Raw genomic sequence first — 13,734 nt, forward strand, 5'->3', positions numbered from 1 at the left:
TGCAGAATTTAGAGGAAAGAACCGAGAAGGTTCGGTTCTCCCGAGGAGGCCGCTCATGACCGCTCGCACCCCTGATGCCGAGCCGCTGCTGACCCCGGCTGAGGTTGCCACGATGTTCCGCGTGGACCCGAAGACGGTGACCCGCTGGGCCAAGGCCGGCAAGCTCACGTCCATCCGCACGCTGGGTGGGCATCGCCGGTACCGCGAGGCAGAGGTCCGCGCACTGCTGGCGGGTATTCCGCAGCAGCGCAGCGAGGCCTGAACAACACCCCAGTAATCCGGGCATTCCGGGGCCCCCACCCCGGCGAAGCCCGCCTATGGCTCCATACGGCGCCCTGTCCGCCCCAACGGGTGGTGTGTCGTCGATCGCGCTGGACTCCGCCGGGTCCAGCGCGATTTTTTTATGTCCGGCCTTGTCCGGCACGTCCGGCACCTCCCCCGGCCGCCTCGCAACCCCTCCGGAGGGAAGCCCTCCGCTGCGCCGCGGGCCGGGCTCCTCAGGGCGGTGCAATTGCACATATTAAATCGGGACGTTGTAGGGGAGCTGTAAGTTCACCCGTTCTCGAAACTCATTTCGTGACTCCCGTCACACTCCCTCAAGTCCCCTCCCCTCCAGAGCCTTTCACCGCGCGGACGGCCGCGAGGCCGCCAATGGTCACCGGTTGGGGGGTCTTTCGTCCTCGGGCCGTATGGGGTCGGAAACCTCCATGGCGAGCCGCAGGAGGCGATGGCAGACCGCGCAGTGCCGGGTGAGGTGGCGATAGCCGAGAGCGGCCGACAGATGGGCGCGCAGCAGCGCGCGGGTCTCATGCCTCGACGATGCCGTCATGCGCCACCTCCTGGGGCAGCCCCCGCTCCCCTTCCTTGCAGGGGTACCGGCGCGAGGCGACGCCGTCAAGACGGGAGACGCGGCCTCCCGGAGGGGACGGGTTCCGGGGGCGGGTTTCGGGACCCGGTTCCGAGGGCTGGTTCCGGGGCTGGTTCCGGGAACGGCGAAGCCCCGCTCGCAGGGGGAGATGTGCGGGAACGACGAAGCCCCGCTCCCAAGAAGGGATGCGGGGCTTCACCATCTACTGCGGTCCTGACGGGATTTGAACCCGCGGCCTCCACCTTGACAGGGTGGCGAGCACTCCAAACTGCTCCACAGGACCTTGTTTCGCAGCCCATTGGTGCTTGGCTGCGAGTGAGACTCTACAGCAGGTCAGCTGGTCAGGTCGAACTCACTCACAGCGATGCCCGCGCTACGGCGCCACCGCGTCGATCGCCTTCACGATCCGCTTGTCGGAGACCGGGAACGCCGTGCCGAGCGCGTGCGCGAAGTAGCTCACGCGGAGCTCCTCGATCATCCAGCGGATGTCCAGGACCTGCTGCGGTACGGGCCGGCCCTTCGGCAACTGCTCCAGGAGCCAGGCGTACTCGTCCTGCATCTCGTGGACCTTCTCCATGCGCGTGGTGTCGCGCTGGACGGCCGTCGGCATCTGCTGGAGCCTGCGGTCCACCGCGACCAGGTAGCGCATCAGGTCGGGCAGCCTCTTGAGCCCGGTGAGCGTGACGAAGCCGGGCGGCACCAGGGTCGCCAGCTGGGTGCGTACGTCCGCCACGTTGGCGACCAGGGTCAGGCTGTTCGTGGCCTTCAGACGGCGCTCACAGGCCTGCCAGGCCGCCAGGATCTGCTGGACCTGGCCGACCGTGCGGACCGTCGCGTCCACCAGGTCCGCGCGGACCTTGTCGTACAGCGTGCGGAACGATTCCTCGTCCCAGGCCGGGCCGCCGTGGTCCGCGATCAGCTTGTCCGCCGCCGCCGTCGCGCAGTCGTCGAACAGCGCCTGGATCGAGCCGTGCGGATTGCGGGACAGGGCGAGCTTCTGCTGGTTGGTGAGCTTGTCCGAGGCGAACTTGGCCGGGTTCACCGGGATGTTGAGCAGGATGAGCTTGCGGGTGCCGCGCCACATCGCCTGCCGCTGCTCGGCCTCGGTGTCGAAGAGGCGTACCGAGACGGACTCGCCGGCGTCCACCAGCGCCGGGTACGCCTTGACCGGCTGGCCGGCCCGGCGCGTTTCGAAGACCTTCGTCAGGGTGCCGATCGTCCAGTCCGTGAGGCCCGAGCGCTCGATGGACTCGCCCGTCGGGCCCGCGGTCGCCGCGGCGGCCTGGGAGAGCGCCTGACGGGCCTTGGGGCGCAGCTGGAGCTTGAGCGCCTCCAGGTCCTTGTCCTCGGCCAGCTTGCGGCGCCGCTCGTCGATGATCCGGAACGTGATCTTCAGGTGGTCCGGTACGCGCGTCAGGTCGAAGTCGTCGGCCGTGACCGGGACGCCCACCATCCGCTGGAGTTCGCGGGCGAGGGTGACCGGCAGGGGCTCCTGCAAGGGCACGGCCCGGTCCAGGAACTTCGAGGCGTAGTTGGGCGCCGGTACGTAATGGCGGCGGATGGGCTTGGGCAGGGAGCGGATCAGCTCGGTGACGACCTCCTCGCGCAGGCCCGGGATCTGCCAGTCGAAGCCCTCGTCGGTGACCTGGTTGAGGACGTGGAGCGGCACGTGCACGGTCACGCCGTCCGCGTCCGCGCCCGGCTCGAACTGGTAGGTCACGCGGAACTTCAGCGGGCCCTGGCGCCAGGAGTCCGGATAGTCGTCCTTGGTGACGGCGCCGGCCTTCTCGTTGATGAGCATCTCGCGCTCGAAGTCGAGGAGTTCGGGCTCTTCGTGCTTCTTGTGCTTCCACCACGAGTCGAAGTGCGCGCCCGACACGACATGGTCGGGGACCCGCCGGTCGTAGAAGTCGAAGAGCGTCTCGTCGTCGACGAGGATGTCGCGGCGCCGCGCGCGGTGCTCCAGCTCCTCGACCTCGGTGAGGAGCTTGCGGTTGTCCGCGAAGAACTTGTGGTGGGTGCGCCAGTCGCCCTCGACCAGGGCGTTGCGGATGAACAGGTCGCGTGAGGCCTCGGCGTCGATGCGGCCGTAGTTGACCTTGCGGTTGGCGACGATCGGCACGCCGTACAGCGTGACGCGTTCGTACGCCATCACCGCGGCCTGGTCCTTCTCCCAGTGCGGCTCGCTGTAGGTGCGCTTGATCAGGTGCTGGGCGAGCGGCTCGATCCACTCGGGCTCGATCTTCGCGTTGACCCGGGCCCACAACCGCGAGGTCTCCACCAGCTCCGCGGACATCACGAGCTTGGGCTGCTTCTTGAAGAGCGCCGAGCCCGGGAAGATCGCGAACTTGGCGCTGCGGGCGCCCAGGTACTCGTTCTTCTCGGTGTCCTTCATGCCGATGTGCGAGAGCAGACCAGCGAGCAGCGAGGTGTGCACGGACTGCTCGGGTGCGTCCTCCTCGTTGAGGTGGATGCCCATCGTCTTGGCCACGGTCCGCAGCTGCGAGTAGATGTCCTGCCACTCGCGGATGCGCAGGAAGTTCAGGTACTCCTGCTTGCACATCCGGCGGAAGCTGGAGGAGCCGCGCTCCTTCTGCTGCTCGCGTACGTACCGCCACAGGTTGAGGTAGGCCAGGAAGTCGCTGGTCTCGTCCTTGAAGCGGGCGTGCTGCTGGTCGGCCTGCGCCTGCTTCTCGCTGGGACGCTCACGCGGGTCCTGGATGGAGAGCGCGGCCGCGATGACCATGACCTCGCGTACGCAGCCGTTCTTGTCGGCCTCCAGGACCATGCGGGCGAGCCGCGGGTCGACGGGGAGCTGGCTGAGCTTGCGGCCCTGCTGGGTGAGGCGCTTCTTCGGATCCTTCTCCGCCGGGTCCAACGCGCCCAGTTCCTGGAGGAGTTGGACGCCGTCACGGATGTTGCGGTGGTCCGGCGGGTCGATGAAGGGGAACTTCTCGATGTCGCCGAGGCCGGCCGCGGTCATCTGGAGGATGACGGACGCCAGGTTGGTCCGGAGGATCTCCGCGTCCGTGAACTCGGGGCGCGTGACGAAGTCGTCCTCGCCGTACAGCCGGATGCAGATGCCGTCGGACGTACGGCCGCAGCGGCCCTTGCGCTGGTTGGCGCTGGCCTGGCTGACCGGCTCGATCGGCAGGCGCTGCACCTTGGTGCGGTGGCTGTAGCGCGAGATGCGGGCGGTGCCCGGGTCGATGACGTACTTGATGCCCGGGACGGTCAGGGAGGTCTCGGCGACGTTGGTCGCGAGCACGATCCGGCGGCCGCTGTGCTGCTGGAAGACGCGGTGCTGCTCGGCGTGGGAGAGGCGCGCGTAGAGGGGGAGCACCTCGGTCGAGCGGAGGTTCTTCTTGATCAGCGCGTCCGCGGTGTCCCGGATCTCGCGCTCGCCCGAGAGGAAGACCAGGATGTCGCCGGGGCCCTCGGCCTGGAGCTCGTCCACGGCGTCGCAGATCGCGGTGATCTGATCCCGGTCGGCGTCCTCGGAGTCCTCTTCCAGGAGCGGCCGGTAACGCACCTCGACCGGATACGTACGGCCGCTGACCTCGACGATCGGCGCGTCGCCGAAGTGGCGCGAGAACCGCTCGGGGTCGATGGTCGCCGAGGTGATGACGACCTTCAGGTCGGGGCGCTTCGGCAGCAGCTGGGCCAGATAGCCGAGCAGGAAGTCGATGTTGAGGGACCGCTCGTGGGCCTCGTCGATGATGATCGTGTCGTAGGCGCGCAGCTCGCGGTCGGTCTGGATCTCGGCGAGCAGGATGCCGTCGGTCATCAGCTTCACGAAGGTCGCGTTCTGGTCGACCTGGTCGGTGAAGCGGACCTTCCAGCCCACCGCCTCACCCAGCGGGGTCTTCAGCTCCTCGGCGATACGGTCCGCGACCGTACGGGCCGCGAGCCTGCGGGGCTGGGTGTGCCCGATCATGCCGCGCACGCCACGGCCGAGCTCCATGCAGATCTTGGGGATCTGGGTGGTCTTGCCGGAGCCGGTCTCACCCGCGACGATCACGACCTGGTGGTCGCGTATCGCCTGAAGGATGTCGTCCTTCTTCTGGCTGACCGGGAGCTGCTCGGGGTAGCTGATCTCGGGCATGCGGGCGGCCCGCCGGGCGATGCGCTCGGCGGACTTCTGGGCCTCGGCGGCGATCTCGTCGAGCACGGCCTGCCGGGCCTCGGGCTTACGGATGCGGCGGGCGCCTTCGAGACGGCGGCCCAGGCGGTGGGCGTCGCGCAGCGAGGCCCCGTCGAGCAGCGTCTGGAGATCGGCGAAGGAAGTAGACATACCTGGTTCAGGATCTCACCCGCCGAGGACGAGTGGCGAACGCATTTAGGGCCGCTCGTTTGGATCATGCCGGGCTCGTGGGCCCCCACCCCGTACCATTTCGGGCATGCCCCGCACCCGAGCCCCGCGCCGCCGCCTCACGGCGGCGCTGTTGCTGGTGCTTGGGGTGCTCGGGGTGGGGTGGTGCGGACCGGTCCAGGCGGCGCCGGCGGCGCCGGCCGCGCCGGTCTCCGCCGTGACGCGGGTGCCGGCCGTGGCGGTCTCCGCGATGACGCAGGCGGCGGCCGTGGCGCAGGCGGCGGACCCGTCCGAAAGCGGGACGCCGCCGGTCCTCACGGATCACTCGGGTACGCCCGGCTGCAAGCAGGGCAGCCGCCACCAGGATTCCGACCCCGCCGCGCCGGTCCGGGCCCGTACCGCCCACGACCAGGCGCCGGTCCTGGAGGACCGCGTCGCGCCCGCCACACTCGGCGCGCTGTACGCGGCCCATCGCAACCCGCCGGTCCGCGGGCCCACGCTCGGCGCGCCCACTCCCGTCGAACTCTCGGTGCTCAGGGTCTAGGGACTGTCTGGACGGTCCGGCCTCGCCCCGGGCGACCGCCCGTCCGTCCCCTCCTCCCCCTCCTCAGCACGTCCCTGTACGTCTCGTACGCACCCGGAGTTTCCGCATGCCCAAGAACACGAAGCCCGCCGCCGCCAAGTCGGCCGAGCGCGCCAAGCCGACCAAGCCCGCCGCGTCCGCCACGTCGCGCAAGCCGTTCCTCATCGGGGCGGCCGTCCTGGTCGCCGCCGGTGTGCTGGGAATGGCGTCCTACCAGGCGACATCGCCCGACCCGAGGCCCACCGTCAACGACGCCGCCTCGACCGCCGAGCCGGCCGGGGGCGGTCACCCGGAGCCGGCGCAACTGGCCCGGCGCGACGCCAAGGACCCGCTCGCCCAGGGCCGGCCCGACGCGCCGGTCGTGATGATCGAGTACGCCGACTTCAAGTGCTCGTACTGCGGGAAGTTCGCCCGCGACACCGAGCCCGCCCTGGTGAAGAAGTACGTCGACAACGGCACCCTGCGCATCGAGTGGCGCAACTACCCGATCTTCGGCGCCGAATCGGAGGCGGCCGCGCGCGGGGCGTGGGCGGCGGGGCAGCAGGGCAGGTTCTGGCAGTTCCACGCGGCGGCGTACGCGGAGGGCGCGAAGGAGAAGGGGTTCGGCGGTGACCGGCTGAAGGCGCTGGCCGAGGAGGCGGGCGTGCCGGACACGGGACGCTTCGCGAGGGACCTCGACAGTGATGCGGCGAAGGCGGCGGTGAAGAAGGACCAGGAGGAGGCGTACGGGCTCGGCGCGAGCTCCACCCCCTCCTTCCTCATCAACGGCACCCCGATCGCGGGCGCCCAGCCGATGGACTCCTTCGCACAGGTCATCGAGGCCGCGGCGGCCGGGGCGGCGAAGAAGTGACCCCGGACATCGGCTACCTCGCGGCGTTCCTCGGCGGTCTGCTCGCCCTGCTGAGTCCGTGCAGCGCGCTGCTGCTGCCGGCGTTCTTCGCGTACTCGATCTCCAGCCGCACCAAGTTGCTCGCGCGCACCGGGATCTTCTACGCGGGGCTGGCCACGACCCTGGTGCCGCTGGGTGCGGCGGGGTCGTACGCGGGCCGCCTCTTCTACGGTCACCGCGATCAGCTGGTGCTCTTCGGCGGCTGGCTGATCATCGTGCTCGGCGTCGCCCAGATCGTGGGGATGGGTTTCGCCAGCCGCCGTATGACGGAGCTGTCGGGGAAGATCCGCCCCACGACGGCGTTGTCCGTGTACGCGCTGGGCGCGGTCTACGGCCTCGCGGGGTTCTGCGCGGGCCCGATCCTGGGGAGCGTTCTGACGGTGGCGGCGGTGAGTGGCAGCCCGGTCTACGGCGGGCTGCTGCTCGCGGTGTACGCGCTGGGCATGGCAGTCCCCCTCTTCCTCCTGGCCCTGCTGTGGGAGCGCTTCGAACTGGGCGGCCGCGGGTGGCTGCGCGGGCGGATCCTCCGGCTGGGCCGGCTCGAACTCCACACCACCTCCCTCCTGTCGGGCCTGTTCTTCATCGCCCTGGGCGCGCTGTTCCTGGCGTACGACGGAGCGACGGGGCTGCCGGGCCTGCTGGACGTCGACGACTCGTACGCGGTGGAGGAGTGGACGCGGGGGGTCGGCGACGCGGTGCCGAACTGGGCGCTGCTGCTTGCGCTGGTGGCGGTGGCGGGGGTGACGCTGGGGGTACGGGGGTGGCGTGCCCGCCCCCGCCCGGACGATACGCCCTGACGCCCCGACTTCCTGGGCCCCGTCAGGGGCGCGGGGAGGCTTGGGGTGGGCATCCTGCCAAGGTCGACCCACCCAGGGGGCGTGGGGAACTGCGCGGCCGGCCGCGTACGGGCCGAACTCGTAAGCCGGACCAGGTCTCGTGAGCGGGACCAGGTCGAGCCGGGCCGCCGGGCCGGGGACGACGAAAGCCCCGGCCGGAGGGGCCGGGGCTTTCTATGGTGGCTGGGGCCGGGGTCGAACCGGCGACCTATCGCTTTTCAGGCGATCGCTCGTACCAACTGAGCTACCCAGCCACGTAGCTCACCGAGGTGAACTACAGCGGTCCTGACGGGATTTGAACCCGCGGCCTCCACCTTGACAGGGTGGCGAGCACTCCAAACTGCTCCACAGGACCAAGCTTGCGCGAGACCAAGTCTCGCACAGGATTGTGCGTGCCCCCAACGGGATTCGAACCCGTGCTACCGCCTTGAAAGGGCGGCGTCCTGGGCCACTAGACGATGAGGGCTAATTGGCCCGCCTGGGCGCTTTGCAGCGCGTCGGGGACGTGAGAAGCATATGGGATGCGGAGGGTTTCGCCAAAACGGTTACCCGGGACCCTGCCGAAGCCTCCCTGAGCACCCCGCCGCACGGCCGTATCCCCGTGCCTGACCGACAATGGTCGGGTGCTGGAGATGACGCGCGAGGAGTTCGAGGAACTGGTCGGCGAGGCGCTGGACCGGATACCGCCCGAGCTGACACGGCTGATGGACAACGTCGCCGTGTTCGTCGAGGACGAGCCGGCCCCCGACGACCCCGAACTGCTCGGACTCTACGAGGGAACCCCGCTCACCGACCGCGGCGAGTGGTACGCGGGGGTGCTCCCCGACCGCATCACCATCTACCGGGGGCCCACGCTGCGTATGTGCGGGACGCGGGAGGAAGTCGTCGCCGAGACGGAAGTGACCGTGGTGCACGAGATCGCCCACCACTTCGGCATCGACGACGCCCGGCTGCACGCTCTCGGTTACGGCTGACCCCGGCCCACGCCGAAGCCCCGGCCCACGTTGCAGCCCGGCGCAAGCCCCGGCCCACGCCGAAGCCCGGGCCCACACCCACACCCAAGCCCGGGCCCACACCCATAGCCCGACCGGCGCGTGCCTCCGTGGCCGCCCCCGCCGCGCTCGGACGGATGTCGGGCGCAAGCCGGGTGCGGGCCGGGCGTGTCCCCCGTGGGGGCGCGGGAGTTGGAACGTACGACCCCGCTGCTCCCGTGTTCCGGAGGTGCCCCCGTGCGCCAGTTGACCACCCCTGCCCGCCTGGCCGAGCTGGCCGTGACCGTCCTGGTGCTCACGGCGTCGGCGGGCTGCATGAGCGTGAGCGACGACGAGGGCAGGCCGAGGCCCTCGGTCTCCGCCGGGCGGCACGGCGACGCGGCGGCCAGGCCGGACGAGGGCAAGGGCGGGGTGAGCGAGGGCAAGGGGCGTACCGGCAAGCGCGACCCCAAGGCGTCCGGCGCGGCGTCGGGGTCGGCCAGGCCCAGCGGGTCACCGGCGCCGGGGTCGGCCGCGCCTTCGGTCGGCGTCCACCCGAAGCCGGGCGGTGCGGGCGGCCCTGCCAAGCCCTCGCAGGGTGCCTCGCGGCCCGCCCCGACGCCGACCCACTCCGACCCGCCCCCGCCGCCGGCCTCGCCGTCGCCGCCCCCGGTCTCGCCCCCGCCGCCCGCGTCGCCGTCCACGACGCCCGGAGCCGACACGCACAACAGCGCGCTCCGTAGGAACCAGGCTCCGATCGATCAGGAGCCGACCGCATCACCGCAGGTCGGACCGGTTTAGGCGGACTCGGTTTGCCTTAGGGGGGTGGGAGTGCGTATGGTAGTAGATCGTTTGATCCCATTGCCCGGCGCCGACACAGAAGAGCGCCGTGTGGCGCGTACTCTCCCTAGCCGTGGCTGACCGCATTGAGGCGGTCGAATTGCGAATTCACGGAGTTGACGGGCGCGTGCCGAGACTCCGGAAGGTTTCGCATTTCGCATGTCCATTTCCAGCACTGACCACTCCGTCCTGCCCGAGAACGAGAACACCGACTCCGCCGAGGCCGTCGAGGCCGCCCAGAACGACGTCGTCGAGGCCGTAGCGGCCTCCGACGCAGCGGCTTCCGACATCATCGAGGTCGTCGAGCTCGTCGAGGTCGCGGAGAGCACCGACTCCGAGGCGGACGAGAACACCGAGCCCACCGTCACCTTCGCGGACCTCGGTCTGCCCGAGGGTGTCGTGCGCAAGCTCGCGCAGAACGGCGTGACCAGCCCCTTCCCGATCCAGGCCGCGACCATCCCGGACGCCCTGGCCGGCAAGGACATCCTCGGCCGTGGCCGCACCGGCTCCGGCAAGACCCTCTCCTTCGGTCTGCCGACCCTGGCCACGCTGACCGGCGGCCACACCGAGAAGAAGAAGCCCCGCGCGATCATCCTCACGCCGACGCGTGAGCTCGCGATGCAGGTCGCGGACGCGCTCCAGCCCTACGGCGACGTGCTCGGCCTGAAGATGAAGGTCGTCTGCGGCGGTACGTCGATGAGCAACCAGATCTACGCCCTGGAGCGCGGCGTCGACGTCCTCGTCGCCACCCCGGGCCGTCTGCGCGACCTCATCAACCGCGGCGCCTGCTCGCTCGCCAACGTCCAGGTCGCCGTCCTCGACGAGGCCGACCAGATGTCCGACCTGGGCTTCCTGCCCGAGGTCACCGAGCTGCTCGACCAGATCCCCGGCGGCGGCCAGCGCATGCTCTTCTCCGCCACCATGGAGAACGAGATCTCCACGCTGGTCAAGCGCTACCTGTCCAACCCCGTCACGCACGAGGTCGACAGCGCGCAGGGCAACGTCTCGACGATGACCCACCACGTCCTGGTCGTGAAGCCGAAGGACAAGGCGCCGGTCACCGCCGCCATCGCCGCCCGCAAGGGCCGCACCATCATCTTCGTCCGCACCCAGCTGGGCGCGGACCGTATCGCCGAGCAGCTGTGCGAGTCGGGCGTGAAGGCCGACGCGCTGCACGGCGGCATGACCCAGGGTGCCCGTACCCGCGTCCTTGAGGACTTCAAGAAGGGCTACGTCAACGCTCTGGTCGCCACCGACGTCGCCGCCCGCGGCATCCACGTCGACGGCATCGACCTGGTCCTCAACGTGGACCCGGCCGGCGACCACAAGGACTACCTGCACCGCTCGGGCCGTACCGCCCGCGCCGGCAAGTCCGGTGTCGTCGTGTCGCTGTCGCTGCCGCACCAGCGCCGCCAGATCTTCCGGCTGATGGAGGACGCGGGCGTCGACGCCTCGCGCCACATCATCCAGAGCGCCGGCGCGTTCGACCCGGAGGTCGCCGAGATCACCGGCGCCCGTTCGCTCACCGAGGTCCAGGCCGACTCCGCGAACAACTCGGCCAAGCAGGCCGAGCGCGAGGTCGCCGAGCTGACCAAGGAGCTGGAGCGGCTGACCCGCCGCGCCGGCGAGCTGCGCGAGGAGGCCGACCGCCTCGTGGCGCGCGCCGCCCGTGAGCGCGGTGAGGACCCGGAGGCCGCGGTCGCCGAGGTCGTCGCCGAGGCCGAGGCCGAGGTCGCGGCTGCTGCTGCTGCCGCTGCCGTGCCGGCCCAGCCGGAGGCCCGCGAGGACCGCGGTGGCTTCCAGCGCCGTGACGACCGTGGCAGCTTCGACCGCCGCGACAACCGTGGTGGCGACCGCGACAACCGCGGTGGAGACCGTGGCGGCTTCCGCCGCGACGACCGTCCCTCGGGCGGCTTCAACCGTGACCGCCGGGACGACCGCGGTGGCGACCGTGGTGGCTTCCAGCGCCGCGACGACCGTCCCTCCGGCGGTTTCCAGCGCCGTGACGACCGCCCCTCCGGTGGCTTCCGTCGCGACGAGCGTCCCTCGGGTGGCTTCAACCGTGACGACCGCGGCGGCGACCGTGGCGGCTTCCAGCGCCGTGACGACCGCCCCTCCGGCGGTTTCCGTCGCGACGAGCGTCCCTCGGGTGGTTTCAACCGTGACGACCGCGGCGGCGACCGTGGCGGCTTCCGCCGCGACGAGCGCCCCTCGGGTGGCTTCAACCGCGACGACCGCGGCGGCGACCGCGGCTTCAACCGCGACCGTCGTGACGAGCGCCCCTCCGGCGGCTTCAACCGCGGTGGCAGCGACCGTCCGTTCAACCGCGACCGTCGTGACGACCGCCCGGCCGGCGGCGGCTTCCGCACCGGTGGCCACGACCGCCCGCAGGGCCGTCGTGACGAGCACCGCGGCACCGGCACCAACACCGGTTCCTTCGGCCGTCGCGACGACAAGCCCCGCTGGAAGCGCAACGGCTGATCGCGCAATCCCCTCCGTCGCCTGACGGATCATCAGGGCCCGTACTCCACCTGCCCGGTGGCGTACGGGCCCTTTTGTGTGCCCCGGCTCCCGAGACGACCCGGAACCGCTCGATTCCGGCCGCCCGACGGCGCATGCCGTACCCGCGGGTTGGGAATCGCTGGGGGCATGACAAATGACGTCGGCACCACCAGCGGGGGAACAGCGGGGCCCGGGCCCGGGCCGGGCTCGGACGAGGAGCTCCTGGCGCAGCTCGGCTACAAGCAGGTCCTCGCGCGCCGCATGTCGGCGTTCTCCAACTACGCCGTCTCGTTCACGATCATCTCGGTGCTCTCGGGGTGCCTGACGATGTACGCGTACGGCATGAAGACCGGCGGCCCCGCCCTCATCACCTGGGGCTGGGTGGCCGTGGGCCTGATGACGCTGATCGTCGGCCTGGCGATGGCCGAGATCTGCTCCGCCTACCCCACCTCGGCCGGCCTGTACTTCTGGGCGCACCGCCTCGCCCCGCCCCGGCAGGCCGCCGCCTGGGCGTGGTTCACGGGCTGGTTCAACGTGCTCGGCCAGATCGCGGTGACCGCGGGCGTGGACTTCGGCGCGGCCTCCTTCCTCGGGGCGTATCTGAACCTCCAGTTCGGCTTCGACGTCACCCCGGCGCGCACGATCCTCCTGTTCGCCGCGATCCTGCTCCTGCACGGCCTCCTGAACACCTTCGGCGTACGCATCGTGGCGTTCCTCAACAGCGTGAGCGTGTGGTGGCACGTCCTTGGCGTGGCAGCGATCGTCGCGGCCCTGGCCCTCGTACCCGACACGCACCGCTCGACGTCGTTCGTCTTCACCGACTTCGTCAACGAGACGGGCTTCACCAACAGCGTGTACGTGGTCCTGATCGGCCTCCTGATGGCCCAGTACACCTTCACCGGATACGACGCCTCCGCGCACATGACGGAGGAGACCCACGACGCCTCGACGGCCGGCCCGCGCGGCATCGTCCGCTCCATCTGGACGTCCTGGATAGCCGGCTTCGTCCTGCTGCTCGGCTTCACGTACGCGATCGGCTCGTACGACACCCAGCTGAACTCGGACACCGGCGCGCCCCCGGCCCAGATCCTCCTGGACTCGCTGGGCGAAACCGGCGGGAAGCTGCTCCTTCTGGTCGTGATCGGCGCGCAGCTCTTCTGCGGCATGGCGTCGGTGACCGCCAACTCCCGTATGATCTACGCCTTTTCACGCGACGGCGCCCTCCCCTTCTCCCGCCTGTGGCACACGGTGAGCCCGCGCACCCGCACCCCGGTCGCCGCGGTCTGGCTCGCCGCGGGCGCGGCGCTGGTCCTGGGCCTGCCGTACCTGATCAACGTCACGGCGTACGCGGCGGTGACCTCGATCGCGGTGATCGGCCTCTACATCGCGTACGTCATTCCCACCCTGCTGCGCCTGTTCCGCGGCGACGCGTTCGCCCGGGGCCCCTGGCACCTGGGCCGCTGGTCGCGCCCGATCGGCATCGTGGCGGTGGCATGGGTGGCGGTCATCACCGTCCTGTTCATGCTGCCGCAGGTCTCCCCGGTGACCTGGGAAACCTTCAACTACGCCCCGATCGCCGTCCTCGCCGTCCTGGGCTTCGCGACGGTGTGGTGGGTGGCCTCGGCACGGCACTGGTTCCTGCGACCCACGGGGGAGGGAACCCCGAAGGAGTGAGCGGGCCCGCTTCGTCCGGCTCTGCCCGACTCGAGAAGTCTGTGCGACCCCCCGCCCGACCCGCGACGGGCCCGACACCCGATACCCGATCGGCTGCCGGGCGCCGTCCGGCTATGCTCGGGGGTGACGCGCCAAGGGCCATTAGCTCAATTGGCAGAGCAGCGGACTTTTAATCCGTTGGTTGTCGGTTCGAGTCCGACATGGCCTACATCGAGTGGCGGAGGGTTCACCCCCTCTGACCTGCACAGGAGCGCCCCGG

10 protein-coding genes and 5 tRNA genes are annotated in these 13,734 nt (G+C 70.4%); 9 read left to right on the forward strand and 6 right to left on the reverse strand.

What is annotated here, in order from left to right; genetic code table 11:
• The first annotated feature begins 55 nt into the window (after window positions 1-55).
• A complete protein-coding gene (bldC, locus tag AB0D31_RS23115; RefSeq protein WP_003949541.1) occupies window positions 56-262 on the forward strand; it encodes a developmental transcriptional regulator BldC in 207 nt (68 codons plus the stop codon).
• Between the two features lie 393 nt (window positions 263-655).
• Here the strand turns inward: bldC and AB0D31_RS23120 are convergent, their stop codons facing one another.
• The 3 genes from AB0D31_RS23120 to hrpA all read right to left on the reverse strand — a co-directional run bounded on the left by AB0D31_RS23120 (window position 656) and on the right by hrpA (window position 5,162).
• Window positions 656-829 (reverse strand): DUF6274 family protein, encoded by a 174-nt coding sequence (locus AB0D31_RS23120; RefSeq protein WP_362726194.1) that lies wholly within the window; start codon window positions 827-829, stop codon window positions 656-658.
• 247 nt (window positions 830-1,076) lie between these two features.
• Window positions 1,077-1,151: transfer RNA gene (locus tag AB0D31_RS23125), tRNA-Asp, on the reverse strand.
• Window positions 1,152-1,241: 90 nt separating this feature from the next.
• Window positions 1,242-5,162, reverse strand: coding sequence for an ATP-dependent RNA helicase HrpA (hrpA, locus tag AB0D31_RS23130; protein WP_362726197.1), 3,921 nt, complete (start codon window positions 5,160-5,162; stop codon window positions 1,242-1,244).
• 106 nt (window positions 5,163-5,268) lie between these two features.
• On the opposite strand from hrpA, the gene AB0D31_RS23135 reads away from it, so the two are divergent.
• The 3 genes from AB0D31_RS23135 (at window position 5,269) to AB0D31_RS23145 (ending at window position 7,449) form a co-directional block, all read left to right on the forward strand.
• Complete coding sequence (locus AB0D31_RS23135; protein WP_362726200.1) at window positions 5,269-5,724, forward strand: hypothetical protein; 456 nt, start codon at window positions 5,269-5,271, stop codon at window positions 5,722-5,724.
• Window positions 5,725-5,830: 106 nt separating this feature from the next.
• A complete protein-coding gene (locus AB0D31_RS23140) occupies window positions 5,831-6,613 on the forward strand; it encodes a thioredoxin domain-containing protein (protein WP_362726203.1) in 783 nt (260 codons plus the stop codon).
• Window positions 6,610-7,449, forward strand: coding sequence for a cytochrome c biogenesis CcdA family protein (locus tag AB0D31_RS23145; protein ID WP_362726206.1), 840 nt, complete (start codon window positions 6,610-6,612; stop codon window positions 7,447-7,449). The genes AB0D31_RS23140 and AB0D31_RS23145 overlap by 4 nt, the downstream gene beginning before the upstream one ends.
• Window positions 7,450-7,665: 216 nt before the next feature.
• Here AB0D31_RS23145 and AB0D31_RS23150 read toward each other — a convergent pair.
• The 3 genes from AB0D31_RS23150 to AB0D31_RS23160 form a co-directional block, all read right to left on the reverse strand.
• A tRNA-Phe gene (locus AB0D31_RS23150) sits at window positions 7,666-7,742 on the reverse strand.
• 26 nt (window positions 7,743-7,768) lie between these two features.
• Window positions 7,769-7,843 (reverse strand) — tRNA-Asp (locus AB0D31_RS23155).
• 38 nt (window positions 7,844-7,881) lie between these two features.
• Window positions 7,882-7,954: transfer RNA gene (locus AB0D31_RS23160), tRNA-Glu, on the reverse strand.
• A 157-nt stretch (window positions 7,955-8,111) separates the two neighbouring features.
• Between AB0D31_RS23160 and AB0D31_RS23165 the strand changes: the two genes are divergently transcribed.
• From AB0D31_RS23165 to AB0D31_RS23185, 5 genes are all read left to right on the forward strand, one after another.
• Complete coding sequence (locus AB0D31_RS23165; protein ID WP_189764959.1) at window positions 8,112-8,462, forward strand: metallopeptidase family protein; 351 nt, start codon at window positions 8,112-8,114, stop codon at window positions 8,460-8,462.
• A gap of 255 nt (window positions 8,463-8,717) precedes the next feature.
• Entirely contained in the window at window positions 8,718-9,260 is a 543-nt protein-coding gene (locus tag AB0D31_RS23170; RefSeq protein ID WP_362726209.1) for a hypothetical protein, read from the forward strand.
• Between the two features lie 198 nt (window positions 9,261-9,458).
• On the forward strand, window positions 9,459-11,780 hold the full coding sequence (locus AB0D31_RS23175) for a DEAD/DEAH box helicase (protein WP_362726212.1): 2,322 nt from the start codon (window positions 9,459-9,461) through the stop codon (window positions 11,778-11,780).
• 168 nt (window positions 11,781-11,948) lie between these two features.
• Complete coding sequence (locus AB0D31_RS23180) at window positions 11,949-13,475, forward strand: amino acid permease (protein WP_362726214.1); 1,527 nt, start codon at window positions 11,949-11,951, stop codon at window positions 13,473-13,475.
• Window positions 13,476-13,610: 135 nt separating this feature from the next.
• A tRNA-Lys gene (locus AB0D31_RS23185) sits at window positions 13,611-13,683 on the forward strand.
• Window positions 13,684-13,734: the final 51 nt, after the last annotated feature.

Source organism: Streptomyces sp. NPDC048361 (genome assembly GCF_040651795.1).
In the GTDB taxonomy this organism is placed as follows: domain Bacteria; phylum Actinomycetota; class Actinomycetes; order Streptomycetales; family Streptomycetaceae; genus Streptomyces.